This is a genomic window from Streptomyces saintjeani (genome assembly GCF_055409605.1).
Window position 1 is genome coordinate 965018 of sequence record NZ_CP189624.1, and the last position, 23842, is coordinate 988859.

General features: G+C 72.3%; 23 protein-coding genes. 15 read left to right on the forward strand and 8 right to left on the reverse strand.

Features of this window, described 5'->3' with window-relative positions:
- The first annotated feature begins 196 nt into the window (after nt 1-196).
- From ACQCO7_RS04415 to ACQCO7_RS04465, 11 genes are all read left to right on the forward strand, one after another.
- Nucleotides 197-511: an antibiotic biosynthesis monooxygenase family protein gene (locus ACQCO7_RS04415; protein WP_010353757.1), complete on the forward strand. Its 315-nt coding sequence runs from the start codon at nt 197-199 to the stop codon at nt 509-511.
- Nucleotides 508-1410 (forward strand): MBL fold metallo-hydrolase, encoded by a 903-nt coding sequence (locus tag ACQCO7_RS04420; protein WP_464070550.1) that lies wholly within the window; start codon nt 508-510, stop codon nt 1408-1410. Before ACQCO7_RS04415 ends, ACQCO7_RS04420 begins: the two co-directional genes overlap by 4 nt.
- A 60-nt stretch (nt 1411-1470) precedes the next feature.
- Nucleotides 1471-2478 carry an MsnO8 family LLM class oxidoreductase gene (locus ACQCO7_RS04425; protein WP_464070551.1) on the forward strand — a complete coding sequence of 336 codons (1008 nt, stop codon included), beginning with the start codon at nt 1471-1473 and terminating at the stop codon, nt 2476-2478.
- 29 nt (nt 2479-2507) lie between these two features.
- Nucleotides 2508-3479, forward strand: coding sequence for a quinone oxidoreductase family protein (locus ACQCO7_RS04430; protein ID WP_464070552.1), 972 nt, complete (start codon nt 2508-2510; stop codon nt 3477-3479).
- Nucleotides 3480-3535: 56 nt separating this feature from the next.
- On the forward strand, nt 3536-4321 hold the full coding sequence (locus ACQCO7_RS04435) for an SDR family NAD(P)-dependent oxidoreductase (protein ID WP_464070553.1): 786 nt from the start codon (nt 3536-3538) through the stop codon (nt 4319-4321).
- Nucleotides 4322-4363: 42 nt separating this feature from the next.
- Nucleotides 4364-4633 carry an acyl carrier protein gene (locus ACQCO7_RS04440; RefSeq protein WP_464070554.1) on the forward strand — a complete coding sequence of 90 codons (270 nt, stop codon included), beginning with the start codon at nt 4364-4366 and terminating at the stop codon, nt 4631-4633.
- A gap of 18 nt (nt 4634-4651) precedes the next feature.
- Nucleotides 4652-5437, forward strand: coding sequence for an SDR family NAD(P)-dependent oxidoreductase (locus tag ACQCO7_RS04445; RefSeq protein ID WP_464070555.1), 786 nt, complete (start codon nt 4652-4654; stop codon nt 5435-5437).
- Between the two features lie 100 nt (nt 5438-5537).
- On the forward strand, nt 5538-6482 hold the full coding sequence (locus tag ACQCO7_RS04450; RefSeq protein WP_464070556.1) for an aromatase/cyclase: 945 nt from the start codon (nt 5538-5540) through the stop codon (nt 6480-6482).
- A 236-nt stretch (nt 6483-6718) separates the two neighbouring features.
- Nucleotides 6719-7561 carry an AfsR/SARP family transcriptional regulator gene (locus tag ACQCO7_RS04455; RefSeq protein WP_464070557.1) on the forward strand — a complete coding sequence of 281 codons (843 nt, stop codon included), beginning with the start codon at nt 6719-6721 and terminating at the stop codon, nt 7559-7561.
- A gap of 25 nt (nt 7562-7586) precedes the next feature.
- On the forward strand, nt 7587-8468 hold the full coding sequence (locus ACQCO7_RS04460; protein ID WP_464070558.1) for an alpha/beta hydrolase: 882 nt from the start codon (nt 7587-7589) through the stop codon (nt 8466-8468).
- A gap of 14 nt (nt 8469-8482) precedes the next feature.
- Nucleotides 8483-9760 (forward strand): MFS transporter, encoded by a 1278-nt coding sequence (locus ACQCO7_RS04465; protein WP_464070559.1) that lies wholly within the window; start codon nt 8483-8485, stop codon nt 9758-9760.
- Here the strand turns inward: ACQCO7_RS04465 and ACQCO7_RS04470 are convergent.
- The 3 genes from ACQCO7_RS04470 to ACQCO7_RS04480 all read right to left on the reverse strand — a co-directional run bounded on the left by ACQCO7_RS04470 (nt 9672) and on the right by ACQCO7_RS04480 (nt 15091).
- The gene (locus tag ACQCO7_RS04470) at nt 9672-12380 is read right to left on the reverse strand and encodes an AAA family ATPase (RefSeq protein ID WP_464070560.1); all 2709 of its coding nucleotides are present in this window, start codon (nt 12378-12380) and stop codon (nt 9672-9674) included. The two genes, ACQCO7_RS04465 and ACQCO7_RS04470, sit on opposite strands and share 89 nt — an antisense overlap.
- 200 nt (nt 12381-12580) lie before the next feature.
- On the reverse strand, nt 12581-13954 hold the full coding sequence (locus ACQCO7_RS04475; protein ID WP_464070561.1) for a methyltransferase: 1374 nt from the start codon (nt 13952-13954) through the stop codon (nt 12581-12583).
- A 171-nt stretch (nt 13955-14125) separates the two neighbouring features.
- The gene (locus ACQCO7_RS04480; protein WP_464070562.1) at nt 14126-15091 is read right to left on the reverse strand and encodes a pirin family protein; all 966 of its coding nucleotides are present in this window, start codon (nt 15089-15091) and stop codon (nt 14126-14128) included.
- 91 nt (nt 15092-15182) lie between these two features.
- Here ACQCO7_RS04480 and ACQCO7_RS04485 point away from each other — a divergent pair, with 91 nt between their 5' ends.
- Both ACQCO7_RS04485 and ACQCO7_RS04490 read left to right on the forward strand, forming a co-directional pair.
- Entirely contained in the window at nt 15183-15710 is a 528-nt protein-coding gene (locus ACQCO7_RS04485) for a MarR family winged helix-turn-helix transcriptional regulator (RefSeq protein ID WP_464070563.1), read from the forward strand.
- The gene (locus ACQCO7_RS04490) at nt 15707-16144 is read left to right on the forward strand and encodes a MarR family winged helix-turn-helix transcriptional regulator (protein WP_464070564.1); all 438 of its coding nucleotides are present in this window, start codon (nt 15707-15709) and stop codon (nt 16142-16144) included. The genes ACQCO7_RS04485 and ACQCO7_RS04490 overlap by 4 nt, the downstream gene beginning before the upstream one ends.
- Nucleotides 16145-16198: 54 nt before the next feature.
- On the opposite strand, the gene ACQCO7_RS04495 is transcribed toward ACQCO7_RS04490, so the two are convergent.
- A complete protein-coding gene (locus tag ACQCO7_RS04495; protein ID WP_464070565.1) occupies nt 16199-17590 on the reverse strand; it encodes a PepSY-associated TM helix domain-containing protein in 1392 nt (463 codons plus the stop codon).
- 135 nt (nt 17591-17725) lie between these two features.
- On the opposite strand from ACQCO7_RS04495, the gene ACQCO7_RS04500 reads away from it, so the two are divergent.
- Nucleotides 17726-18364 (forward strand): peptide deformylase, encoded by a 639-nt coding sequence (locus tag ACQCO7_RS04500; RefSeq protein ID WP_464070566.1) that lies wholly within the window; start codon nt 17726-17728, stop codon nt 18362-18364.
- 8 nt (nt 18365-18372) lie between these two features.
- On the opposite strand, the gene ACQCO7_RS04505 is transcribed toward ACQCO7_RS04500, so the two are convergent.
- Nucleotides 18373-19779, reverse strand: a complete 1407-nt coding sequence (locus tag ACQCO7_RS04505; protein WP_464070567.1) for a dihydrolipoyl dehydrogenase family protein — start codon at nt 19777-19779, stop codon at nt 18373-18375.
- A gap of 123 nt (nt 19780-19902) precedes the next feature.
- On the opposite strand from ACQCO7_RS04505, the gene trxA reads away from it, so the two are divergent.
- Nucleotides 19903-20295 (forward strand): thioredoxin, encoded by a 393-nt coding sequence (trxA, locus tag ACQCO7_RS04510; protein ID WP_464070568.1) that lies wholly within the window; start codon nt 19903-19905, stop codon nt 20293-20295.
- Here the strand turns inward: trxA and ACQCO7_RS04515 are convergent.
- The 3 genes from ACQCO7_RS04515 to ACQCO7_RS04525 form a co-directional block, all read right to left on the reverse strand.
- Complete coding sequence (locus ACQCO7_RS04515) at nt 20292-21722, reverse strand: benzaldehyde dehydrogenase (RefSeq protein WP_464070569.1); 1431 nt, start codon at nt 21720-21722, stop codon at nt 20292-20294. The two genes, trxA and ACQCO7_RS04515, sit on opposite strands and share 4 nt — an antisense overlap.
- 152 nt (nt 21723-21874) lie before the next feature.
- Nucleotides 21875-22915: a LacI family DNA-binding transcriptional regulator gene (locus ACQCO7_RS04520; RefSeq protein WP_464070570.1), complete on the reverse strand. Its 1041-nt coding sequence runs from the start codon at nt 22913-22915 to the stop codon at nt 21875-21877.
- A 155-nt stretch (nt 22916-23070) separates the two neighbouring features.
- Nucleotides 23071-23736, reverse strand: a complete 666-nt coding sequence (locus ACQCO7_RS04525) for a TetR/AcrR family transcriptional regulator (RefSeq protein WP_464070571.1) — start codon at nt 23734-23736, stop codon at nt 23071-23073.
- Nucleotides 23737-23842 lie beyond the last annotated feature (106 nt).

Below are 23842 nucleotides of genomic sequence, written 5' to 3' on the forward strand. Positions count from 1 at the left end.
CTCGAACCTTATGGTCAGCGGTCTCGGTGATGACTCGGAAGCCGCTCGGAGATCTCCCGGAGCGAATGGAGAGAAATTCTCCGAGCGGCTTCCGAGTGCGCGCCGACCGTGCACCGACCGTGCACCGAGGGGCGGGATTCCATTCTTTTCCCAGCGCATCGCTCCACACGCAGACCGCTACTTGAGGACGGACGACATGACCGCCATCTTCGCGAACACGCTCACGCTCAAGGACCCGCAGGACGCCGGGGCCGCCAAGGACCTGGAGGAGACCATCACCGAGGCCGGCGCCTTCATGCGCCGCCAGCCGGGCTTCCGCTGCTTCCGCCTGGTCCGCTCCGTGAAGAACCCGGAGAGCTATCTGATCTACGCCGAGTGGGACGACGTCGAGGTGCTGGAGACCGCGATCGCCCAGCCGGACGTGCGGACCCGGGCGGCCCACGTCCGTACCCTGACGCAGGGCGCGCCGAAGATCTACGAGGTCGTCTCCGCGGCGGACCTGACCACGTGACAGGGCGGGTGACGGAGGTCGCCGACCGCGTCTTCGCGTTCGTGCAGCCCGATGGCGGCTGGTGCCTGAACAACGCGGGGATCGTCGTGGGCGCCGAGCGGGTCTGCGTCGTCGACACCGCCGCCACCGAGCGCAGGGCCCGCGCGCTGTACGCCGCCGTCGAGCGGGTCGCCGGCCGGCCGCCGGGGTTCCTGGTGAACACCCATCACCACGGCGACCACACCTTCGGCAACTCCCTGTTCCCGCCCGGCACGACGGTCGTCTCCCACGACCTCGCGCGCACCGAGATGGCCGACAAGGCGCTCTCCCTGTGCCAGGTGTGGCCGGACGTCGACTGGGGCCGCCTCGCCCTGCGCCTGCCCGACCTTACGTTCTCCGACCGGCTCACCCTGCACCTGGGCGACGAGCGGGCCGAGCTGCTGTACGTCGGTCCCGCGCACTCGACCAACGACGTCGCCGTCTGGCTGCCGGAGCGCGGGTGCCTGTTCGCCGGGGACGTCCTGATGTCCGGCTGCACCCCGTTCTGCCTGATGGGGTCGCTGGAGGGCAGCCTGCGGGCGGTGGCCCGGCTGCGCGCCCTCGGCGCCGAGACCGTCGTCTGCGGACACGGGCCGGTGTGCGGTCCCGAGGTCTTCGACACCACCGAGCGCTACCTGCTGTGGGTGCGCCGGCTGGCGAAGGAGGGCATCGCGGCCGGTCTCGACCCGCTGACCACGGCCCGCGAGACCGCGCTCGGCGAGTACGCCGGCCTCGTCGACCCGGAGCGGCTGGTCGCCAACCTGCACCGGGCGTACGCGGAGGAGCGCGGCGCGCGGCCGGGCGAGTACCTCCCCTCCGGGCCGGTGTTCCGCGAGATGACCGTCTACAACGGCGGCCGTCCCCTGCGCTGCCTGGCCTGAGACGACACCCCCGAAAAACACACACGATGAACATCGTGAACATGGTGAAAGGAGCACACCGTGAAACTGTCGGTGGTCGAGCAGGCCCCCGTGGTGGAAGGACTCACCCCGGCCGACTCGCTGCGGCACAGCATCGAACTGGCCCGCCTCGCGGACCGCCTGGGCTACGAACGCTTCTGGGTCGCCGAGCACCACGCCGAGATCTTCAACGCGGTCCCCGCCCCGGAGATCCTCGTCGCCCGGATCGCGGCGGAGACCTCCGGCATCCGGGTCGGCTCCGGCGGGGTGCTGCTGTCCCTGTACAGCCCGCTGAAGGTCGCCGAGGTGTTCCGCACCCTGCACGCCCTGTACCCCGGCCGGATCGACCTGGGCATCGGCCGCGCCAACCGGGTCAGGCCGCCGGTGTTCGCGGCGCTGCGCGACGACGGCGCCTCCCAGGAGCCGTCCCCGGACGACCTGTGGCGGCGCCTCGCGGAGCTGCGCGGCTACCTGGACCCGGCCGGCGAGCGCCCGTTCCCGGTCTCCCCCGCGCTGCCGGGCGGCCCGGACCTGTGGCTGCTGGGGGCGAGCGTGTCCAGCGCCGAGGCGGCGGCCCGGCTCGGACTGCCGTACGCGTACGCGCACTTCATCGCACCGGCGGTCACCCGGGAGGCGCTGGACGCCTACCGGACCGCCTTCGTGCCGGGCTCCGACGCCGCCGCGCCCGCGCCGATCCTGTCGGTGGTGGTGTGCTGCGCGGAGACCGACGCCGAGGCGGAGCGGGTGTACGCGACCCACCGGCTGTTCCACCGCCGGATGTCGCAGGGCGACGTACGGCTGCTGCCGCCGGCGGACCTCTCCGTCGCGGAGATGAACCGGCCGGGGCCCGACCCGCTGGCCGAGGAGTCCTTCGAGTGGCCGCGCTACGTGGTCGGCTCCCCCGACCGGGTCCGTGACCAGCTCACCAAGATGGCCGACGCCACCGGCGCCGAGGAGCTGGGCGTCGTGTCGATGATCCACGACCAGCACGACCGGCTGCGCTCGTACCGGCTGCTCGCCGAAGCCTTCGAGCTGACCCCCCGGCACTGACCCCCGGCACTGACAGAGAGGCAAACCCCGTGCGTGTCATCCGCTACCACTCCTACGGCGGCCCCGAGGTCCTGTCCGTCGAGGAGGCCGAGATCCCGAAGCCGGGTCCGGCCGAGGTGCTCATCGAGGCCGAGGCGATCGGCGTCAACTTCGTCGAGACCCAGCGCCGGCAGGGCACCGCGCCCTTCCCCACCCCGCTGCCCAACGCCCCGCACGGCGACGTCGTCGGCACGGTCGTCGCCGCCGGGGCCGAGGTGACCAGCGTCAAGGTCGGCGACCGGGTGGCCGCCCCGGTCGCGGGCGAGGCGTACGCCGACTACGCCGTGCACGACGCCACGTTCCTCACCCCGATCCCGGCGGACCTCGGCCTCGCCGAGGCGAGCGTGCTGGCCTCCCCCGCGCAGACCGCGCTGTGCACCCTCAAGACCGCGCGCGTCGAACCCGGCGACACGGTCCTCGTGCACGCCGCGTCCGGCTCCATCGGACACCTGGCCCTCCAGATCGCCAGGCTCCTCGGCGCGGGCACGGTCATCGGTACGGCGGGCTCGGCCCACAAGCTCGACTTCGCCCGCGCGTACGGCGCCGACATCGCCGTCGACTACTCGGCGCCCGACTGGGCCGACCAGGTCCGCGAGGCGACGGGCGGGCGCGGGGTCGACGCGATCGTCGACAGCGTCGGCGGCGACGTCCTGCGCCAGGGCATCGGCCTGCTCGCCCCCTTCGGCCGCCTCGTGTTCTACGGCGCGGCCAGCGGCGAGGTGCCGTCGATCTCCCCGATGGAGCTGATCGGCCTCCAGTACGTGACCGGGTCGAGCCTGTGGGCGTGGTGGCGGCACCGGCCCGACGAGGTGCGCGCCGGACTCGGCCGGCTGGCCGGGCTGCTCACCGCCGGTGAGCTGCGGGTGTCGCTCGGCACCACGCTGCCGCTCACCGAGGCGGCGAAGGCGCACCAGCTGATCGAGGAGCGCGGGCACCTCGGGCGCGTCCTGCTCATCCCGTGAAACCTGCCCCGCCGGACGACGGGGGAGCCGACCACTGTCCGAGGAGTCATCGCCGTATGGATCTGAACCTGACCGGAAAGACGGCCGTCGTCACCGGTGGCAGCCGGGGTATCGGCCTCGCCATCGCGCGAGCGCTGGCCGACGAGGGGGCTCGGGTGGTGTGCGGAGCCCGCACTCCCCTGCCGGGGCCGGCCCACCCCGGGCTGCTGGCCCTGGAGGTGGACCTGTCGACCCCCGAAGGGCCTCAGCTCCTGGCCGACCACGCCCTGGAGCAACTCGGTGGCATCGACGTGCTGGTCAACAACCTCGGCGGCGACGGCACCACCCCGGACCGGCCCTTCCCGGAGATGGACGACAAGTTCTGGTACGACGCGCTCAAGGTGAGTTTCCTGAGCACGATGCGGATGACGCGGGCGGCGCTGCCCAGCTTGCTGGAGCGCCGGGGCAGCGTCATCCACATCAGCTCCGTCGCCGCGCGCACGCCCGACCCCGCGCACATGCCGTACAGCGCCGCCAAGAGCGCCGCGCTCAACTTCACGGCCGCGGTCGCGCGGCAGTTCGCCGGCCACGGTCTGCGGGTCAACACGATCGCTCCCGGTGTCGTGAACACCAGCCTGTGGACGTCGCCGGGCGGCGCGGGTGAGCGGCTCGCGAAGGACCTGGGCATTCCGCTGGCCGAGGTCATCGAGGAAGTCCCGAAGCTGGCCGGAATCCCCACCGGGCGGGTCACGGAACAGGGGGAGGTCGCCGCGCTCGCGCTGCTGCTCGCCTCGGACCTGGTGCCCAACGTGACCGGCGCGGAGTTCGTGGTGGACGGCGGCATGACCTCGGGGCGCATCTGACGCACATCCGACTTTCCGGAAGACACACAAGGAGACAGCGGTATGACCAAGAAGGTGTTCAGCATCGACGACCTCAAGCGCATCCTCCTCGACGGAGCCGGTGAGCCGGAGGGCCCCGGCGTGGCGGCGGCGACCGTCGACCTCGGCTTCCAGGAGCTGGGCTACGACTCGCTGGCGGTCCTGGAGACCTGCACCCGCATCGAGCGCGAGTTCGGCGTCTCCCTCGACGAGGAGGTCCTCGGCGAGGCCGGCACCCCGCGCGCTCTCGTCGACATCGTCAACAACCATCTGTCCGTCGCCCATCTGGCCTGAACGGAAGGGGAGCACACCATGTCCGACAGGGACGCACGCACCGCCCTCGTCACCGGCGCGACCAGCGGCATCGGCCTCGCGGTGACCCGGAGCCTGGCCCGCGAGGGCTACCGCGTCTACTTCTGCGCCCGCACCGAGGACTCGGTGGCCGCGACGGTCAAGACCCTGCGCGACGAGGGCCTCGACGTCGACGGGAGGGCGTGCGACGTACGGTCCGGCGACGACGTACGCGCCCTCGTGACCGCCGCGGTCGAGCGGTACGGCACGGTCGACACGCTCGTGAACAACGCCGGGCGCAGCGGCGGCGGGGTGACCGCGGGGATCTCCGACGAGCTGTGGGCGGATGTCCTGGACACCAACCTGACCAGCGTGTTCCGGATGACCCGCGAGGTGCTGACCACCGGCGGGATGCGGGAACGGGCCCGGGGCCGGGTGGTCAACATCGCGTCCACGGCAGGCAAGCAGGGCGTCGTCCTGGGCGCCCCCTACTCCGCCTCCAAGCACGGCGTCGTGGGCTTCACGAAGGCGCTCGGCAACGAGCTGGCGCCGACCGGGATCACCGTCAACGCGGTGTGCCCGGGGTACGTGGAGACGCCGATGGCGGAGCGGGTGCGCCAGGGGTACGCGCAGGCGTGGGACACCTCGGAGGGCACGGTCCTGGAGAAGTTCCAGGCGAAGATCCCGCTGGGCCGCTACTCGACCCCCGAGGAGGTGGCGGGCCTGGTCACCTACCTGACCTCGGACACGGCCGCCTCGATCACCGCCCAGGCCATCAACGTCTGCGGCGGCCTGGGCAATTTCTGAGACGCCCGCGCCACACAGAAATACCGAACGGAAATACCGAACGGAAAGGCCGTGCAGAAATGCCGTACGGAAATCCCGCACAGGAAGGGAGAGGGACCGGATGAGCGCGTCGGCACCGCGTGAGGTCGAGCACGAGATCACGGTGAAGGCTCCGGCGGCCACGGTGTACGGGCTGGTCGAGTCCGTCACGAGCTGGCCTCAAGTCTTCCCGCCCACAATCCATGTGGAACGGCTGGAGCACACGCAGAGCAGCGAGCGGATACGGATCTGGGCGACGGCCCGCGGCGAGGTGAAGAGCTGGACCTCGCGCAGGGAGCTGGATCCGCAGGGCCTGCGGATCGGTTTCCGCCAGGAGGTGTCCGCGCCTCCGGTCGCGTCGATGGGAGGTGCCTGGGTGATCGAGCCACTGGCGGACGACGCCTGCCGGGTCCGTCTGCTGCACGACTACCGCGCGCTCGACGACTCCCCGCAGGGGCTGGCCTGGATCGACGAGGCGGTCGACCGCAACAGCCGCTCGGAGCTCGCGGCCCTGCGAGACGGCGCCGAACGGGCGAGCGGCGCGGGCGAGTTGCTGCTGACCTTCGACGACACCGTGCGCGTCGACGGCTCGGCCGAGGACGTGTACGACTTCCTGAACGCGGCCGACCGCTGGCACGAGCGCCTGCCGCACGTCGACCGGGTGGAGCTGCGCGAGAGTGAGCCCGGCCTTCAGCTGCTGACCATGGACACGCTGACGAAGGACGGCTCCCGGCACACGACGGAATCGGTGCGGGTGTGCTTCCCGGCCTCCCGGATCGTCTACAAGCAGACCAGGGTGCCCGCGCTGATGACCGTGCACACCGGCCGGTGGAGCCTGGCCGAGGAGTCCGGCGGGGTGGCGGTGACCTCGCGGCACACCGTGGTGCTGAATCCGGGGACCGTCCGTCAGGTACTGGGCGAGAGCGCCGGGATCGGGGACGCGCGGGAGTTCGTACGCGGCGCCCTGAGCGCGAACAGTCTCGCCACCCTCGGATACGCCAAGGAATATGCCGAACGCAAAGCCTGACCGGGATTGCCCCGCGACGACGTGCTCGTCGCGGGGCGCCCGGGAATCAGGCACCCCCTACCCACCCCCTATCCAGCCCCGGGTGCGCGATGACGCAGCGTCCGGCGATTCGTTCACCGTGACCACCATAGGGGTTGGTAGCGCACCGGGCCCCACTTAAGATCTTCGTCACATCCTTTCCGTAGTTCGACAGAAAGGGCGGCATTGCGAAATGCCGCCCGAAAAGGACGTGAACCATGGTGGAAGTGAAGATACTGGGGTCGCTCGAATTCGCCGTGGGAGGGAATTCAGTGGTTCCCTCCGCACCGAAACTCCGGCAGATCATCGCCCTGCTGGCCATCCGCTCCAACACCGTGGTGACCGTCTCCGACTTCGCCGACGAGATGTGGGGCAGCACACCGCCACGCAGTCTTTCCACGACGCTACAGACCTACATCCTCCAGCTCCGGAAGATCCTGAAGAAAGCGGAGCAGGAGGCCGTCGAGCGCAATCAGCCGGTCAGTTCGATCGTCACCCACCCGGGGGGCTATGTGCTCCAGACCCCGGAGACGACGACCAAGGACTTCGAGGACTTCAACGCGGCCGTCGACAACGGCCACCGGAAGATGCAGGCCGGCCACTACAGCGAGGCCGTCGCCTTACTCACCGAGGCACTGAGCCTGTGGCGCGGTTCCGCCCTGGTCGACGTCCACCGCGGTTCCCTGCTGGACAGCTACGCGGTGAAGCTGGAGGAGGCGCGGCTGGCCGCGCAGGTCCTGCGGGTGGACGCGTGTCTGGGCCAGGGCTGCGACCATCAGCTCCTGCCCGACCTGAACTCGCTGGCCGCGCTGCACCCGCTCAACGAGAAGCTCCAGTACCAGCGGATGCTGGCGCTGTACCGGTCGGGCCAGGTCGCCGACTCGCTCCAGAGCTACCGGGGTTTCTACTCCGCGCTGATGGACCAGGTAGGTATCGAGCCCTCGCCGCAGCTGCGGGAACTCCAGGAGGCGATCCTCCTGTCCCTGCCGGCCCTGTCCGAACCGTCCCCTTCGGAAGAGACCCGGAAAGTGGTCTCCGAGCTGATCCGGCACAGCCCATGACGGTGTGACGTACGAGGAGAACCCCATGCCCTTACCGCAGCCGGCCGCAGGCGCACGCCGGATCACGCTCGACGCCTCGGGTGTCGCGCTGTCCGCGCTGCTGAGCGAGCCCGCCGGTCCGCCGCCGCGCGCTGTCGTCGTGGCGCTGCACGGCGGCGGAATGAACGCCGCCTATTTCGCCGCCCCGGCCGACCCCTCGCTGTCCCTGCTGTCCTACGGCTCCGCCCTGGGGTTCACGGTCCTCGCCCTGGACCGCCCCGGCTACCGGGCCTCCGCCGCCCGGCTGCCGGACGGTCTGGGCCCCCGGGACCAGGCGCCGCTGATAACGGCGGCCCTGGCCGACTTCGCCGCCCGCCACCCGACGGGCGCCGGCTTCCTCCTGCTGGGGCACTCCTACGGCGGCAAGGTCGCGCTGGTCACCGCCGCCGAGCAGCCGCCGCCCGACCTGCTCGGCGTGGACGTCTCGGGCTGCGGGTACGCGTACGCGCTGGACCCCGCCGAGGTGGCGCGGGCGATGGAGCGCGGCAAGTCCTCGAAGAGCTGGGGTCCGCTGCGGTTCTACCCGCCGGGCACGTTCACCGCGATGCGGGACGTGGTCGAGCCCATGCCCCACGCGGAGCGGGAGGGGCTGGCGCGCTGGCCGGAGCTGCTGCGGGCGACGGCGCCCGGGGTGCGGGCGCCGGTGCGGTTCACGTTCGCCGAGCACGAGGCGCTGTGGCTGCACGACCCGGCGGCGCTGGCCGACCTGACGGCCCTGTTCGGCGCCGACGCGCGGGTCGCCGTCGACCGGCAGGCGCAGGCCGGTCACAACATCGGCCTGGGCCGCTCGGCCCGCGCGTACCACCTGCGGGCCCTGGCCTTCCTGGAGAACTGCCTCGTCACCACGGCCGTCCCGGTGCGGCCGTGAGCCCGGGCCGGGGCGTGTTCCGCTCTCTGAAGGTCAGGAACTTCCGGCTCTTCGCGACCGGCCAGATCCTGTCGGTGACCGGCACCTGGATGATGGTCACCGCGCAGGACTGGCTGGTGCTGGGCCTGACCGACGACTCGGGTCTCGCCCTCGGCCTGGTCACCGCCGCCCAGTTCGGCCCGATGCTGCTGTTCACGCTGTACGGCGGGACGCTCGCCGACCGGCACGACAAGCGCCTGCTGCTCACCGTGTGCAACACCGCCTCGGCCGCCGGGGCGCTCGGTCTGACGCTGCTGGTGTCCCTCGGCGCGGTGCGGCTGTGGCACGTGTTCGCGTTCGCGTTCTTCCTCGGCGTCGTCAACTCGCTGGAGGTGCCGACGCGGATGTCGTTCGTCGGGGAGCTGGTCGGCGGTGACCTGCTGCCGAACGCGTCCGCGCTCAGCGCCGCCTACTTCAACCTCGCCCGCGTCGCGGGTCCCGCGCTGGCGGGGCTGGTGATCTCCGCGTTCGGGGTCGGGCCGGTGATGGCGTTCAACGCGGCGAGCTACACCGCCGTACTGCTGTGCCTGCGGCTGATGCGTACGGCGGAGATGCGGGCCCCCGTGGCGCGGCGGCGCGGGGGGATCCGGGACGGGCTGCGGCATGTGCGGGAGCGGCCGGATCTGGCGGCGCCGCTGCTGCTGGTGCTCGTGGTGAGCGTGTTCGCGCTGAACTTCCAGCTGACGCTGCCGCTGCTGGCGAAGGACGTCTTCGAGACGGACGCCCGCTCGTTCGGGCTGCTCACGGCGGCGTTCTCGTTCGGCTCCCTGTGCGCGGCGCTGGCCACCGCGACGCGGACGGGGCGCCCGTCGGGCCGTACGGTCGTCGTGGCGGCGGCGGTCCTCGGGGTGCTGGAGGCGGTCGCGGGCTTCTCCCCCGGCTTCCTGGCCGGGATGCTGCTGCTGGCGGCGACCGGGTGCGCGTCGGTCTACTTCGGGCAGGCCGCCAACCACCGGGTCCAGCTGGGCGCGGAGCCCGGCTACCGGGGGCGGGTGCTGGCCGTGTACACGCTGATCATGCAGGGGTCCACGCCGGTGGGGGCGCTGCTGACGGGGTGGGTGATCTCGGGGCACGGGGTGCGGGTGAGTCTGTGGCTCGGGGGCGCGGTGGCGCTGCTCGCGGCGGTGGCGGCGGCTCTCCTGGAGCGTGCCCGGACCAGGGGCGTCAGGGGATCATCCCGTCCGGCGGGATCGGGAACGCCAGCAGCAGATCGGCGCGTTGCTTCAGACCCAGCTTCCGGTAGATCTTCGTGAGGTGCTGCTCGACCGTGCTCACCGTGACGCACAGGCGGTCGGCCATCTCCCGGTTGCTGTGGCCGATGCCGGCGAGCCACGCCACCCGCCGCTCGGCGGCGCTGAGGCCGTCGAGCCCGAGGGCCCCCTCGTGCTCCTCCCAGAAGTCGTCGGCGAGGTCGGGACCGCCGAAGACCGGCGCTCCCGGATCGTCCTGAACCTGGGCGCTGAGGGCCAGCATGAGGGGTTCGAACCCGCGGTACCTGGCCATGTTCCAGGCCCGGCGCACGAGCACCCGCCCCACCTTCGTGCTGCCGAGGGCGTGCTGGGTGCGGCCGAGCTCGTACAGGCCCAGCGCGAGGTCGACGCGGTACGGGAAGTCCTCCAGGAGTCCGACCATGTCCCGCAGGAGGTCGGCCCTGCGGTCGATCGGCCGGGCCAGCGCGAGGACCCGCAGCGCGGTCGCTCTCCCCCAGGGGGAACCGGCCTCGGCGATCACGGCCTCGGCGGTCCGTACCGCCTCGTCCTTGCGGCCCAGCCGGAGGTGGACCATCGCGACCCGCGCCTGCCAGGGGCAGACCGGCGAGGCGGGGACACCGAGGCGGCGCTCGATCTCGCCGCACGCGAGGAAGTCGCCCAGCGCCGAGGAGGGCATGTCGGTCGCCAGCCGGTACAGGCCGCGCGCGTACAGGTACAGGCGGCCGAACTCCGATGTGAAGAGGCTGTCGGGTACGGGGATGCGCAGGGTCGCCTTGGCTTCCTCGAACCTGCCCTGGTGGATCTGGGCCATGATCAGGACGCTGAGCGGGAGGCCGGCGTAGATGCCCCAGTCGGCGGGGTCGGCGAGCGCGCGGCGCGCCTCCTCCTCGGCCTCGGCGGGACGTCCGGCGTTCAGCTCGTTGACCGACTGGAGGCAGTGCAGGATCAGGCGCCGGAAGGGGCTCATGGTGTCGCGGCCCTCCTCGGCTAGGCCGTCGCAGGCTGTGGTCGGCAGGAAGAGGCAGACGTGGTGCAGGAGCCGGCTCGTGAAGCGGCCGACGTCCATGATCCAGGCCGCCTGGTCGGCGTCCAGGAAGTAGGAGCGGATCATCTCCCGGCTCACGCCGGACCCGGCGGTGTGCGGTGTCCCTGACCGCCGGTCGGGGACGGGGAACTCCAGCAGGTCGCAGGCCCGGTCGTACTCCGCACGGTCCCGGTCGCTCAGGAGGTCCAGGATCTCGTGGGCGACGGCGCGCTGACCGCTCCAGGCGAGCATCTCGGAGGCCACGGCGACGCCCTGGCACGGCAGCCGCCCCTGCCGGGTGTGGTCGACCAGGTCCGGCAGGTGGCTCAGGGCCGCGGAGACGTCCACCCGCCATTTCGCGCAGACCAGTTCCAGGAGGACCTGAGCCTGTTCGCCTGTGCCGGAGGCGGAGTCGTACGCGAGTTCCAGGCAGCGCACCGCCGCGGCCCACTTCCCCTCGGCCTGGGCGTGCCGGGCGGCTTCCCGCAGCACCGCGCGCTCCCAGGGGTGCGCCGCGACGCCGGCCGTCTCCAGGCAGCGGGCCACGGCGCGGACCGGGGCACCCTGCCGGTGCAGCAGGCGCGCCGCCGAGCGGTGGAACTCCACGCGGTCCGTGAAGTCGGGGTCCTCCAGGACCGCCGCGCGGACCGCCGGGTGCCGGAAGACGCCCCCGGCCGTCAGCCCCATGGCGTCCATCAGCTCCAGGGCACTCCCCGTCTCGACGGTCCCCACCCCGCTCACGGCGCTGATCAGGGCCTGCGATCCGCAGGTGTCCACGACGGCGAGGGCGCGGGCGACCCGTTCGAGTCCGTCCAGGTGCCCGCCTGCCAGCAGCAGCCGTACGGAGAGGGAGATCCGGAAGGACACCTGCCCGCGCGTCAGCGGGTCCGTGAGGTGCGGAAGCGACTTGCTCTCCCCGCCGATGACCGCCAGCAGCCGGACGTTGCCCCCGGTGAGTTCCATGGCCTTCTTCAGGAAAGCCACGCCGGGCCGTATCCCCGTCAGCTCCCTGAAGAACTGGGCGCTTTCGGGGAACCCGAGGGGCGACAGGCTGATCACCAGCAGCGAGGTGTGCTTGCCGACGGCGGACTGGAAGTCCCGGGACTGCCGGGTCGGGGACAGGTACCCGCAGGACACGACCAGGAGGACGGGCAGGTTGCGGAGACGCTCCAGCAGGGAGCGCAGCACCCACAGCGAGACGGAGTCGGCGAGGTGCGGGTCGTCCACGACGAGGACGACCCGGCCTTCGCCTGCGGCGGAGCGCAGGAACCGTTCAGCCATCGGCCGCACCCGGGACGCCAGGGACTGGCAGGGCGTGCACAGGCGGGCCACCGAGGAGGCACAGGAGTGCACCGGTGCGCGGCCGGTGTCGCCCACCGGCACGTCACCCACCGGCACGTCGTCACCGAAGAGCTGGTCGACCAGCCCCAGCGGCACGTCCTGGCCGGTCCGCGTCCCGGTGGCCTGGCGGACGACGGCTCCCGCGGCGCGCGCCTCCCGCGTGAACCGCTCGACGAGGTGCGTCTTCCCCACTCCCGGCGGCCCTTGGACGGCGACGATCCTGCCGCCCTCCTCGACCGGTGTCCGCATGACCTCCCACAGGGCGGAGATCGCCGCTTCCCGGCTGGCCAGCGACATCTCACGCGCTCCCTACGACGATCACAGAATCGTTCCTCCCCAGGACTCCGAGTACTTGAAACTCTAAGGTTCTCGGGTGTCGGGCAGAGGTCACCCCTGTTTCTCCACCTGTTCGCACGCGGCGGACCCACCGCACGAACGCCCCCGCGCCGGCCGCTGGTCCAGGGCGGTCGGCGTGGGGGCGTGCGTACGGTGGCCGGTCAGCCGACGGAACCTGCGCCCTGCGCGGGGCGGCACTCGACGACGAAGACGCCGGACGCGGTGGGAGAGACGGAGGTGACGGCGAGCCCCGCCGCCTCCGCCAGCCGCCCGTACTCGGACAGGGAACGCTCCTTGCCGCCGAAGAGCATCAGCATGAGGACGTCGATCTGGGCGAGGAGCCGCTGGTCGTCGAGGACGCCACCGCCGCGGCCACCGGCCTCGCCGGTCTCCTCCGAGGGCAGCCCTTCGAGGACGAGCACCCGTCCCTGCGGTCCGACCGCCTCCGCGCACCGCCGCAGGATGCGGGCCGCCGCCTCGTCGTCCCAGTTGACGAGGACGTTGTGCAGGACGACCGTGTCGGCGCCCGTAGGGAGCGCGTCGAAGAAACTGCCGCCCACCACCGAGATCCGGTCCAGGGCACCGCTGTCCGCGAGTTCACGCACCGCTTCCTCGGCCGTGCCGGGCAGTTCCAGCAGGGTCCCGCGCAGGGCGGGCAGCCGCTCCAGGAGCGTGGCCAGCAGGGTGCCCCAGCCGCCGCCGACGTCCAGCACGTGCCGTACGCCGCTCCAGTCGTAGCCCTCGGCGATCGAGGGGACCAGCAGCGTCGTCTTGCGGCTCATCCACTCCTGGAAGGACGCCGAGAACGCCGGGTCGGCGGCGAAGTCCTCCCACATCGGCAGCCCGAAGAGGCGCTCGTACACCGGCTCCCCGGTACGCACCGAGTGCAGGATCCCCCGGGACACCTCGTCGATCCGCGCCTGCGCGCTGCCCAGGTCCAGGGACGAGACCAGCCCCGACGCGTGCCCCTCCCGGAGCGCCTCGGAGAGCTCGGTGCCGCAGAACCCGCCGTCGGCGGTCTCCGCGAGAACGCCGTGCCGGGCCAGCAGCCTCAGCAGCCGGTGCAGCGCGTCCGCGTCGGCCCGCAGCCGCTTCGCCGCCTGCGCCGCGGACAGCGGCGCGCCCGCCAGCAGGTCGGGCAGCCGCAAGGTCACCGCGGCGCGGATCGCCCACGGGGTGACGGTGTCGGTCTTGGCCAGCAGCCGGGACACGAGAGCCTCGGCCGTCACCTCCCGGAACTCGACGGCCACGCCGTACGGCCCGACAGCCCACGCCCCCTCACCGTCCCTCGCCGTCACCGGCACCCCCGCCGCCTCCGCGTCCGCCAGGACCCGGCCCACGTCCCCGACCGGCACGGCCAGCACCCCGGTGTCCAGCGGCACGGTCACCGAAACGCCCTCGGCCGACACCACGTACACCCCCGCCTCGGGCCGGAACACCACCTCCCCCGGCACGTACCGCTCCCAGAACGACGAGACGTCCCACGCCGCCTCTTCCGTCCCGGACTCCACGACGCAGTCCTTCGTGATCGACATGCCGCTCCTCCCTGATGCCACGCCACGACCGCCCCGACCACTACGGAGACAGGCCCTCGAACCGACACGTCGATCATGTGGCAGGGCCCCTCAGAACCGGCTCGGAGGCCACTCGGAACGCGTCCTTCCGTCGCCCCCGGCGAAGGGGCCAGGTGACGGACGATCCTCAGGTCAGCGCACCCTGCCCCGCGATCTCAAGGGCACCGCCGGCAGCTCCGGAGCGGGCAGAGGAGGACCGTCGTACCCCTTCACCTCCCCGAACCTCGTCCCTTCCGTCCAGTCCCGGCGCGCCTGCGCGATCTCCTCCTGGGACCGCCCGATCCAGTTCCAGAACATGACCAGCTCCTCCTCGAACGGCTCGCCGCCCAGGAGCATCACGCTCGCGTCCGAGCCCGCCCGCAGCGGGAGTTCGGTGCGTCCGCAGCCGAGGTAGAGCATCGAGCCGGGGAGGACGGGGACGCCGTCGACGTGGGTCTCGCCGGACATCGCGAGGACCGCGTACTCGAAGTCGGGGTCCAGGGGGAGGCGTACGTCCGTGCCCTCGGCCAGGGTGAGGTCCGCGCCGGTGATCGGGGTGTAGACGGTGCCCGGGGAGGTGGCGCCGTCGAGGGTGCCGAGGATCAGGGTCGCGGTGAGGCCGGGGGCCGTCACCTCGGGGAGCGCCGCGTGGTGCTCGAACCCCGGTTCCGTGTGGCGGTGCGCGTCCGGGAGGGCGACCCAGAGCTGGGCGCCGTGCAGGAGGCGGGCGTGGTCGCGGGGGCTCTCCTCGGAGTGGCTGATCGCCCGGCCCGAGGTCATCAGGCCCAGTTCACGCGGGCGGATCGTCTGGAGGCTGCCGATGGAGTCGCGGTGCAGGACCTCGCCCTCGTGCAGCCAACTGACCGTCTGGAGACCCATGTGGGGGTGCGGGGGGACCTGCATGCCGGGTTCGTCGGCGATGTCGTCGGGGCCGTAATGGTCGACGAAGCACCAGGCGCCGACCATCCTGCGGCCCAGGTTCGGCAGCAGGCGGCGTACCTCGGTGGACCCTCCGAGCTGGACCCGGCGGGGGGTGAGGAGTTCGCGTACCGGTTCCGCTACGACGAATCCCAGGCCGCCGCAGGCGGCGGGGGCCGGGGCCCGATCTAGGTTGCTCATGGGGTCAACCTAGCCCCGTGCGGCGGGTCTTGTCCGGCGACCTCACCGGGACAGTAGCCATGGACATAGTAGCCATGTACAGTATCGATCCATGAGCACCGGGAACGAGAAGGCGACGCACGGCTCGCTGGTCTGGCGCCTCGCGGGCAAGTGGCGGGTCGCGGTGGACCGGGCGCTGGCCCCGCTGGGTCTCACGCACGCGCAGTACGTCGTCCTCGCCTCGCTGCACGGGATGCGGCGGGCGGGGGTACGGCCGCCCAGTCAGCGCCGGCTCGCCGATCAGACGGGGCTCGAAGCGCTGTACGTCTCCAAGCTGGCGCGGGCGCTGGAGTCCGCGGGGTTCCTCGTACGGGAGAAGGACCCCCGGGATCCGCGGGCCATGCGGCTCACCCTCACGGAGGAGGGGAGTGCGGTGACGCGACGGGCGATCGGGGTCGTACAGGGGCTGCTGGATCAGATGCTGGCACCGCTCGGAGGGCAGGACAGCGCGCGGGCGGTGATTTTCGCGGACGAGCTGCGGTTGCTGCTGGAGACACCGCTCACGCCGTCCGGCGACGCCGGTTCCACCGAGGCCGGGGGCTCAACCCGGCCCGACGACATCACTCGGGAGACGTCATGACCACTGTCGACGGCCGCATCATCGGCCTCGCCCACTACGCCGGACGCGCGGTCGTCGAGCGGGTCCTCGACCGGCACCGGCTCCGCTTCCTCGACCACCTCGCGCTGCGCGCCTCGCTCGCCGTCGGCGGTCCCTTCCGGCCGGACGACGTCGCGGACCGGCTCACCATGGACCTCAAGAACGACTTCGCCGTGTCGAAGGAGGCGGTGACCCATCTCGCCGCGCGGGGGTACCTGGAGTTCTTCGACGGGCCGCACCTCCTGCGGCCCACCGACGCCGGGCGCGCGCTCTTCGCGGCGGTGAGCGCGGAGATCGCGGAGGTGTCGGCGCGGATCTACGCCGGGCTCACGGAGGAGGAGCTGACGGTCGCGGGGCGGGTGCTGGAGCTGGTGGCCGAGCGCGCCAACGCCGAACTCGTGGAGCTGGACGCGTAGTCGACCGACGCGGGGCCCGGTTCCTTACGCGGAACCGGGCCCCGATACGTGCCGTCAGACGGCCGCCTTCTTCCTGCGGTGCGCGATCTCCCCCAGCACCACGTCCACCACGATGAACCCGGCGAGCGGAATCCCCAGCAGCGGGACGAAGTAGCCCAGCGCCGCGACCAGCGCCATCCCGGGTACGAGGAGGTACGGCGGGACCTCCGCCCACGCGCCCCTCGGGACCGGCCGCCCGAACGCCCGGCCCCGCCCCCGCTGCCACCACATCCGGTAGCCCAGCAGGATCATCGTGACCAGCGCGAGCGCCAGCAGCGCCAGCACGATCTGGTTGGCCAGGCCGAAGAGGATGCCGGTGTGCAGGTCGATGCCCCAGCGGGTCAGCTTCGCCAGCACCGGGTAGTCCGCGAACCTCACCGTGTCCGTGACCTCGCCGCTCCCCGGGTCCACGGCCACCGCGTCCTGCTTCTCCGGCCAGCTGCGCTGGATCTGCCGGACCACGTACGCCGACTCCGCGTCGGCCGGGGGCACGATCTCGACCGGGTCGCCGAGGCCCTTCGCCCGCGCCGCCGCGAGGACCTTGTCCAGGCCCACGCCGTGCTCGCCCGTGCCGCCCGCCGCCGAGGCGGAGCCGTGTCCGGCGTGCTCGCCGCCCGACGCCGACGACGACACCGACGGGGTCGTCTGGCCGAGGGAGGTGCGCAGTTGCGTGACGCTCTCGCCCGCGTACTTGGACCAGGTGAGGCCCGTCGCCGACAGGAACACGAAGCCCAGCGCCACCCAGACGCCCAGCGCGCCGTGCAGGCCCAGGGTGCGGCGGCGGCCACTCGTGCCGCGCACCTTCCGCAGGGCCCTGCGCCGCGAGAACCACAGCGCGATGCCGCCCAGCGCGATCACCCACAGCCAGCTCGCCGCGAACTCGCTGTACAGGCGGCCGTTCTCGCCCAGCCTCAGGTCCCGGTGGAACTCGTCGATCCAGGTGCGGACCGGGAGGGCGCCGGTCGAGCCGTACTGCTCCAGGTCGCCTTTCACCTTCGCCGTGTACGGGTCCACGAAGACGGCGAGCGTGTGGGTGGCCTCGACCCCCTTCACCCCGGACAGCAGTACGCGGGTCGTCGCGTCGTCCTTCGGCGAGGGCCTGATCGCCGCGACCGTGCCCTCCGGGTGCGCCTTCCTCGCCGCCGCGACCTGCTCCGATATCGGGAGCTTCGACTCGCCCACCGGGACGGTGAGTTCATCGGCGTACACGATCTTCTCCACCTGGAACGAGGCGGCGTAGAGCAGGCCGGTGAGCGCGGAGACCAGCAGGAACGGGGCGACCAGGATTCCGGCGTAGAAGTGCAGCCGCAGGACGAGCGGACGCAGCGGCGCCCACGGGCCCCGCTTCTTCGGCGCCGGATCCGCCTTCGGGGCGTCGTCCGTGGTGATCGGGGGAGCGGTGGACATCGGCGGGGCTCTCCGGGGGCTGGGGACGGGGACGGTCAGCTGTTGCGGTTCAGTAGTCGGGGGGAAGGGCCCAGAAGTTCCCGCCGATTTCAGTGACCTACGTCACGCCTTGTCGCCACATGGCATCCTGACCCGATGACACCCCCGAACACCCACCTCACGGACCGGATCGAACAACTCCTCTCCACGGAGGGCCCGTTGCCGATCGTCCCGGCGGGCGACCCGGTCCTTCGCGCGAGCACTCCCCGGTACGAGGGCCAGCTCACCCCCTCCCTGCTGGCCCGCTTCGTCGAGGCCCTCCGCGTCACGATGCACGCCGCCCCCGGCGTGGGCCTCGCCGCCCCCCAGGTCGGCGTCCCCCTGCGCATCGCGGTGATCGAGGACCCGGCGACGGTCCCGGAGGAGATCAAGGCGGCGCGGAGCCGTGCCCCGCAGCCGTTCCGGGTCCTGGTCAACCCCTCGTACGAAGGAGTGGGCCCCGAACGGGCCGCGTTCTACGAGGGCTGCCTGAGCGTCCCCGGCTACCAGGCGGTCGTCGCCCGCCACGCCGAGGTCCGCCTCAAGGGCGAGGACGAGACGGGTCGCGTCCTCGACGAGGTGTTCTCGGGCTGGGCCGCACGGATCGTCCAGCACGAGACGGACCACCTGGACGGAGGGCTGTACCTGGACCGGGCGGAGCTGAGGTCGCTGGCGGCGAACGAGGTCCTGGCGGAGAGGTGGGGGCAGGGGGCGCCGAGGGAGGCGGCGGAGGGGCTGGGGTTCGCGTTGCCGTAGGGCACGGCCTACTGATCCCGGTAAGCCTCCAGCAGCCGCAGCCACACCTCGCTGACCGTCGGATAGGCCGGCACCGCATGCCACAGCCGGTCCACCGGTACCCGCCCGGCGACAGCGATCGTCGCCGAGTGGATCAGCTCCCCCACTCCGGGGCCCACGAAGGTCACCCCCCTGACGATCCCCTCCTCCAGGTCCACCACCATCCGCGCCCGGCCCCGGTAGCCCTCGGCGTACAGCCCGGCCCCCGCGACGGACGAGAACTCCACGTCCACCGCGCGGACCCGGTGCCCGGCGGACTCCGCTTCCGCCAGGGTCAGCCCAGCCGACGCCGCCTCGGGATCCGTGAACACGACCTGCGGGACGGCGTAGTGATCGGCGCTCGCCTTGTGCCCGGCGCCCAGCGGATCGCCCGACGCCCGCGCCGCGATCGCGGCGCCCGCGATACGGGCCTGGTACTTGCCCTGGTGGGTGAGGAGGGCGCGGTGGTTGGCGTCGCCGACGGCGTAGAGCCAGTCCGTGCCGGTCACTTGGAGCGTGTCGTCCACTTCGAGCCACGTACCCGGCGTCAGGCCGACCGTCTCCAGGCCCAGGTCGTCCGTGCGCGGCGCCCGCCCCGTCGCGAAGAGGATCTCGTCCGCCTCGATCACGTCCTCGGTGTCGAGGGCGACCCGTACGACACCGTCCTCCCGGCTCACCGACGCGACGTTCACCCCCGTACGGATCTCCGCCCCCGCCTCCGTCAACGCCTCGGCGACCAGCTCCCCGGCGAACGGCTCCATCCTCGGCAGCAGCCCCCCGCTCCCCCGCACCAGCACCGTCACCCGGGACCCCAGCGCCTGATACGCCGTGGCCATCTCGACCGCGACCACTCCCCCGCCGACGACGACCAGCCGCCCCGGCACACTCCGCGAGCTGGTCGCCTCGCGGCTGGTCCACGGCCGGACCTCGGCCAGACCCGGCAGCGGAGGCAGCGCGGCCCGCGACCCCGTCGCCACAACCACCGCGTGGCGAGCCGTCAGCACCTGCCCGCCGACCGTCACCGTCCGCTCACCGGCTATGCGCCCGTGCCCCCGGTACAGGTCCGCCCCGATCCCCTCGACCCACCCGACCTGCCCGTCGTCCTTCCAGTGGGAGGTGAAGGAGTCACGGCTGGCGAGGACGGCGGGAACATCGAGGGGCCCGGCGACAGCGTCCCGCAGCCCCGGCACCCGGCGCGCGTCCGCACGGGCGATCACCGGCCGCAGCAACGCCTTGCTCGGCATACACGCCCAGTAGGAGCACTCGCCGCCGACGAGTTCGCTCTCGACGATCGCGGTGGTGAGCCCCGCCGCCCGCGTACGGTCGGCGACGTTCTCGCCAACAGGCCCCGCACCGATGACGATCACGTCGTAGACAAGGGAATCCGTTTCACTCATGGGCCCAGTCTGGTGGGTGGCGTACGCGGGGGCCACAGGGGTAGAGGCTCGGAATACCGGCGTCCCGAGCCGTGTTTGCCGGGACGGATGCCCACGAGATCCCCACAGAAGAGGTTGGACACCATGAGCAGCACGGTCGAACTCACCAAGGAGAACTTCGACACGACGGTCACCGAGAACGAGTTCGTGCTGATCGACTTCTGGGCGGCGTGGTGCGGCCCGTGCCGTTCGTTCGCGCCGGTCTACGAGAAGGCGGCGGAGGCGAACCCGGACCTGGTGTTCGGGAAGATCGACACGGAGGCCCAGCCGGAGCTGGCGGCGGCGTTCGGGATCCAGTCGATCCCGACGCTGATGATCGTCCGTGACCAGGTCGCGGTGTTCGCGCAGCCGGGCGCGCTGCCCGAGGCGGCCTTGGCGGACGTCATCGGACAGGCGCGCAAGCTGGACATGGACGAGGTCCGCAAGTCGATCGCGGAGCAGCAGGAGCAGGAGCAGGACAAGCCCGCCGAGAGCTAGAACGGGTACTGCGCCGTGTCCCCCCGTACGGTCGTCCACCGCAGGTCGGTGAACGCGTCGAGGTTCGCCTCGCCCCCGAACCGCGCCCCGTTCCCGGACGCGGCGAGCCCGCCGAAGGGCGCGACGGCCTCGTCGTTCACGGTCTGGTCGTTGATGTGGACGATGCCGGTGGGGATGCGGGAGGCGAGGTCGAGGCCCCGGCCGACGTCGGGGGTGACGATGCCGAGGGAGAGGCCGTACGTGCTCGCGCAGGCGAGGGCGACGGCCTCTTCGGCGGTGTCGAAGGGGCGTACGGGGGCGACGGGCCCGAAGACCTCCTCGGCGTACGCGGGGGTGTCGTCGGTGACGTCGGCGAGGACGGTGGGCCGGTAGAAGCGCCCTTCGTGGGTGCCGCCGGCGGCGACCTTGGCCCCGGCGGAGACGCTGGCGGTGACGAGCCCGTGGACCTTGGCGAGCTGTCCGTCGTCGATGAGCGGCCCGAGGTGGACCTGTTCCCGGTGGGGGTCGCCGACGGCGAGGGAGTCGGCCTTGGCGGCGAGCCGCGCGACGTACTCCTCGTAGAGCGAGCGGTGGACGAGGTGGCGGCCGGTGGTCATGCAGATCTGGCCCTGGTGGAAGAAGGAGCCCCAGGCGGCGGTGGAGATGACGGTGTCGAGGTCGGCGTCGTCGAGGACGATCAGCGCGGAGTTCCCGCCGAGTTCGAGGTGGACCCGCTTGAGGTGGCGCCCGGCGAGTTCCCCGACGGCGCGTCCGGCGCCGGTGGACCCGGTGAACGACAGGACGGGCACCCGGGGGTCGGCGACGAGCGCGGCCCCTGTTTCGGCGCCGCCCGGCAGCACGTGCAGCAGCCCGTCCGGGAGCCCCGCCTCGGCGAACACCGCCGCGAGCGCGTGCCCCCCGCAGACGGCGGTGCGCGGATCGGGCTTCAGCACGACGGCGTTCCCGAGCGCGAGCGCGGGGGCGACGGACCGGATGGAGAGGATCAGCGGCGCGTTGAAGGGCGCGATGACGCCGACGACGCCGACGGGCACCCGGCGGGTGTAGGAGAGCCGGGGCTGTTCGCTGGGCAGGAGCTGTCCGGTGGGCCGGGAGGCGAGGGCGGCGGCCTCGTAGCACTCCTGGGCGGCGACGTGGAGTTCGAAGTCGGCCTTGCCGGGGATCGACCCGGCCTCGCGGACGAGCCAGTCGCGCAGTTCGGGGGCGTGCGCGGTGAACAGGTCCCCGGCCTTGCGCAGGACGGCGGCGCGGGCGAAGTGGGGTGCGGCGGCCCAGTCGCGCTGGGCGGCGTGGGCGGCCTCGGTGGCGGCGGCGACGTCCTCGGGTGCGGCGAGGGTGACACCGGCGAGCCGTTCGCCGGTGGCGGCCTCGACGACGGGGTGTCCGCCGCCCGGGTGGGTCAGCCAGGTCGAGGGATCGAGCAGCGGCATGTCGGCTCTCCGTTCGGCGGCTCTGCACGGCGGCCCGCGGCCGTGGAGAGCGCGGGCCCCAACTGGTTGAGCGCGCAACAGCTTAGTCACGTCGAACAGAATTGCGACGACCCTCGGCGCACATTCGCAGCGCCGAATTCACCGCACCGGATTCAGCTGGACTCCCGCGTCACCAGAGCGACTTGGATGGCGTCCGCGCACTCGGTCTCGGTCCCGGGCGCGTGCACCGCGCGATCGACGAGGTCGGCGAGGGCGGGCCCGTCGGGCAGCCGGATCGCGACGGAGGTGAGGCGGGGCCGGGACAGCCGCGCGATCAGGAGGTCGTCGGCGCCGACCAGCGAGACGTCCTCGGGGACGCGGACTCCCGCGTCCTGGAGGGCGCGCAGCAGCGGAAGGGCGTACTCGTCGTTGTAGGCGAACACCCCGTCGAGCCCGAAGTCCGGCCAGCGGGCGGCGAGTTCGACGGCGGACTCCTCGGTGTGGGCCATCCGCAACTCGGTGACCTCGGCGCCGGTCCCGGCCAACTCGGCGCGTACGCCGGCCAGTCGGGGCGTGGAGAACATGTCCATCCCGCGTTCGACGGGGACGACGACACCGATCCGGCGCCGGCCGCGTTCGTACAGGTGCCGGGCGGCGAGGCGGCCGACGTCGGAGTGGTCGAGGATCAACGTGTGGGCGCCCGGGACGTGTTCGGCGGCGAGGGCGACGACGGCCTTGGCCCCGGCGCGTTTCAGGACGGCGACGCCCTCCGCGCTGATGCCGTTGCCCGGCACCAGGACGGCGACCGGCCGCAGTTCGGCCCAGGCGCGCACGGCCTCCTGTCCGCTCAGGCCACTGGCGCCGTACTGGACGACGGTGTAGCCGAGGTGGCTGAGCGACTGCTGGAGGTCGTGCACGAACTGGCTGTAGAGGGGGCCCGCGGCGACGGTCGGGGAGGGCATCAGCACCATGCGGCTGTGTCCGGCGCGCAGGCTGCGGGCGGCGGCGTGCGGGACGTACCCCAGTTCGCGGGCGGCCTCGTGGACGCGGTGGCGGGTGGGTTCGCTGATCCGCACGGCACTGGTGTTGTTCAGGACGTAGGAGACGGTCGCCCGGGAGACTCCGGCGAGGCGGGCGACATCGGCGCTGGTGGGCACGGGCCGCGGCGCGGGCGGCACGGGCGTTCTGGGTATCTGCACCATGACGTACGGCATCTTGGCAGACGTGGCGGGCGCGGCGGACGGAGGGGGGCAAGGGGAATTCAGGACGACGTCTTTCCGACTGGTCCAGACCCCTTGTGACCAGGGTCGCGGGAGTACGACGAGACCTTCGTCACACAGCGTGCTCCCGGCCTCGGACGACACCCGCCTCAGGGGTCACAGGGGGTGCGCGTCACCCGGTCCACGAGGTCGCTCCACCCCGCTTCGAGGCGCTCCATGGGCTCGCCGCACTGGCGGACCATGTGGTTGACGAACGGCGGGCTCAGATAGCCCATGAGGGCGTGGGCCAGCAGGACGTGATCGGCGCCGGGGGCGCACTGGCGCAGCAGCATCACGACGTGGCTGTGCAGGAAGCGGCCCGCGCCGACGGCGAAGCGGCGGTCGGCCGCGGGTTCGGCGGCGAGCTGGAGGTCCATGTGGTCGACGGTGGTGCGCAGCAGGGCGTGCCCGAAGGCGTGCAGCCGCTCGATCGGCGGGGCACCGGGTCCCAGTGGCGGGGGACCTGACATGAACGCGGTCTGGAGCTTGCGCGCGGAGTGGTCGAGGAGTGCGGTGAGAAGGCCGGTGCGGTCGCCGAAGCGGCGGAAGACGGTGCCCTTGCCGACGTTCGCCTCGACGGCGACGGCCTCCATCGTGACACCGGCTGCGCCGTGTTCGGCGACGAGTCTGGCCGCGGCGTCGAGCAGGCGGGCGCGGTTGCGCGCGGCGTCCGCCCGCAGGCACGGCTCGTCGTCCGGCTGTTCGAGCTGGAGGAGTTCGGGGCCGGTGGAGGAGTCGTCCGAAGGGTTCACGAAGGGGGGCAGAAGGGCGGACATGAACTCAGCGTAAAGCACCGGGAAGGAAACTGGACCGCGGTCCGGTTATGGTGGTAGAACCTTAAACGGACCTCGGTCCGGATCTCCATACAGCATTGTTCCGCAC